The sequence below is a fragment of the Capnocytophaga periodontitidis genome (assembly GCF_016126015.1).
GTDB lineage: Bacteria > Bacteroidota > Bacteroidia > Flavobacteriales > Flavobacteriaceae > Capnocytophaga > Capnocytophaga periodontitidis.
This window is the reverse complement of record NZ_JAEFDB010000039.1, coordinates 1-1,088: the sequence shown is the minus strand read 5'-3', so window position 1 is coordinate 1,088 and position 1,088 is coordinate 1. Positions and strand designations below refer to the sequence as shown.

The 1,088-nt window shown below is 41.0% G+C and carries 1 protein-coding gene; it reads left to right on the top strand.

All coding sequences use genetic code 11. The features are described from left to right. Positions 1 to 1,086 (top strand): RHS repeat-associated core domain-containing protein (locus I7X29_RS15585; protein WP_317191541.1); only part of this gene is annotated, 1,086 nt, incomplete at its 5' end. Positions 1,087 to 1,088 lie beyond the last annotated feature (2 nt).

Sequence of the window (1,088 nt, the reverse complement as noted above, 5' to 3'; positions counted from 1 at the left end):
CATATGAACGGGCGTTTGTATGACCCTACCCTACACCGCTTCTTAATGCCCGATAACTATATCCAAGACCCTTTTAATACACAGAGCTTTAACAGGTATGGGTATTGCTTGAATAATCCGCTAGTGTATGTGGATCAGGATGGGGAATGGGTATTTTTAGTAGCAGCTCTGATCGGAGCTTATATAGGAGGAGCGCAAGCTAATGGCACATACAATCCGTTTAAATGGAATTATAGCAATGCAGATACTTGGATGGGTATTACAGGAGGTGCTATTATAGGGGGAGTTTCGGCAGGAGTAGGATCGGCTGTTGGTGGAGCCATCGCGGGAGGAACTACTATTGTCTCTTCTATGGTAAGAGGAGTAGTAGGGGGTGCTATATCAGGTGGTGGGTTTGCAGTATTGCCAGGTGGGAATGGTAAGGTTTTACAAGGTATGGGGATTGGAGCTTTATCTGGAGTCATCGGAGGAGCAGCTGGATTTGCTGCTGGGAAAGGGACTAATGTACTTCTTCAAGGCGTTAATATAACAAGCCCTGTTGTTAAAGGATTTATAGCTGGAGCTATTGGAGGGGCTGCTGGAGGAGCTATAGGTGGATTTACTGCTGGTTATATTACAACAGGAAATCTTGATGCAGCTTGGAATAGTGCTGGGTCAGGAGCTATTTTTGGAGCAGGAGTGGGATCTGTTTCAGGATTTGCAGGAGGGTATAGGTATGCAAAAAAAGAAGGTTTAAACCCTTGGAATGGTAGGCTTATACCAAAAGAAGGAGAAACGATAGTAAGACATCATACAAGTCCAGAAAATATGGATTTAATAAAGAACCAACTAAAGTTAAATCCTTCAAGAGAATCTGATTATAATTTTATTGGAGTAGATTTTGATGGTGCTCCTAAATTAGACTTAGGAATAGATTTTGGTAACTCAGGCAAAGGGGCTTTTATTGAATTGGCTTTACCAGTAAAATCCCTTACTCCAACTCCTATTCCTTATAAACAGTTCCATTTTAGAGTAAGAACAGGACTAGAAGGATTAAAAATATCTCCAGAATACAGACCTCAATACTATTATAACATAAAGTTTTAATC